Here is a 1,469-nt window from a genome sequence, read left to right as displayed (position 1 = left end):
CGCACTTGACGATGCAATCGCCGGCTTTGCCCGCGCGCTGGTCGAGCAACGCGGCGTGGTGTCGGCCGACGCCATGGCCAACTACCGCCGCGCGGGGCTCGACGACGGCCTGATACTGGAAGTGATCGCCAACGTCGCGCTGAACACGCTCACCAACTACACCAACCACATCGCCGACCCCACGGTGGATTTCCCCGTGGTCGCCGTCTGATCTCCATAGGCATATAAGGAGAACACGATGAAAATCGCACTCACCGGCGCTCTGCTCGCCAGCGCCCTCGTCCTGCCACTGGCCGTCACGGCCGGCGACTAAAGGCCTCGGCCGAGCACTACCGCAAGACCGGCAAGTTCTTGGACGGCGCCACGCTGGTGAAAGAGATCCGCAAGCTCGAAACCAGCGCCATGACCACTGGCAACCCTGTGGTCTGGGGTTCCGATGCGGCCGTGTGGTTCGTGATGGTCAAGGACGCCAAAGGCCGTTTCGCCAGCAACCCCTTGTGGGGCGACGGCTGGGGCTGGGCGCTGTTCAAGGCCGACGCCCCCGCCAAGAATGTCGCCGTCAGCTACGAAGCCGACTGCATGGGCTGCCATGTGCCGGCGGCCAAGACCGACCGCGTATTCATCCAGGGCTATCCGACACTGACCCAGCACTGACTTGCTGCCGGGTTACGCTTCGCGCAGGATGGCACCTCCGTCCTGCGCGAGCCACCCTTTCCGGAAGCGCGCCATGCCGACACTCGACGCCTTTCTGACCGACGTCCGCGCCTGCACGCGCTGCGCACCGCATCTGCCACACGGCGTGCAGCCGGTCTTCCAGTTTCACCCGAGTGCGCCCATCCTCATCGCCGGCCAAGCACCGGGGGCCCGGGTCCATGCCTCAGGCGTGCCCTTCGACGACGCCAGCGGCGCGCGTCTGCGCGCCTGGCTGGGCGTGGACCGCGACACCTTCTACGACCCTACCCGCATCGCCATTCTGCCCATGGGCTTCTGTTATCCGGGCACCGGCAAAAGCGGTGACCTGCCGCTACGCCCGGAGTGCGCCCCCCGCCTGGCGCGAAGCCTTCATGCAGCGTTTCGAGCGCCTGTCGCTGGTCATCGTGCTGGGCAGCTACGCCATGGACTACCACCTCGGTACTGGCAAGACGCCGCTCACCCGGGTGGTCGAAGCCTGGCGCGAGCACTGGCCGCAAGCGTTCCCCCTGCCTCACCCTAGCCCGCGCAACAATCGCTGGCTGGTGCGCAACCCCTGGTTCCAACAAGGGGGCGTCACATTAAACGGGCACAGATATACGGTAAGGGTGTCAGGTGTCGAAAAACACCTGTTTTTCGTACACTACGGCCAATGCGTGGCCTACGATTTTGGGGTCGTTGTTCAACTCGCTTAACACCGTTATGGACCGCCCCGGGATTGCCCGAGGCCGCAACTCCTGAGAGTGAGGGTCTACGATGAGCAAGACGACGAACAAGTT

General features: G+C 64.7%; 1 protein-coding gene and 3 pseudogenes. All 4 read left to right on the top strand.

Translation table 11 applies throughout. From position 1 onward, the window contains the following. Positions 1–211: pseudogene (locus YA0848_RS33345) on the top strand (carboxymuconolactone decarboxylase family protein); the annotation flags it as partial. Between the two features lie 116 nt (positions 212–327). Continuing rightward, a pseudogene (locus YA0848_RS33340) lies at positions 328–654 on the top strand (cytochrome P460 family protein); the annotation flags it as partial. 28 nt (positions 655–682) lie between these two features. Beyond that, positions 683–1,003, top strand: a pseudogene (locus YA0848_RS36240) (uracil-DNA glycosylase family protein); the annotation flags it as partial. A gap of 61 nt (positions 1,004–1,064) precedes the next feature. Further along, entirely contained in the window at positions 1,065–1,385 is a 321-nt protein-coding gene (locus tag YA0848_RS36235; protein WP_232925239.1) for a uracil-DNA glycosylase family protein, read from the top strand. Positions 1,386–1,469: the final 84 nt, after the last annotated feature.

The sequence above is a fragment of the Pseudomonas sp. S4_EA_1b genome, from assembly GCF_016307435.1.
Taxonomy (GTDB): domain Bacteria; phylum Pseudomonadota; class Gammaproteobacteria; order Pseudomonadales; family Pseudomonadaceae; genus Aquipseudomonas; species Aquipseudomonas rhodesiae.
The sequence above is the reverse complement of the archived record's forward strand: the minus strand, read 5'-3'. Positions and strand labels throughout refer to the sequence as shown.

What these genes read in the sequence shown, in the direction of transcription:
- YA0848_RS36235 (WP_232925239.1), top strand. Translation starts at nt 1,065, where the DNA reads ATGCAGCGTTTCGAGCGCCTGTCGCTGGTCATCGTGCTGGGCAGCTAC.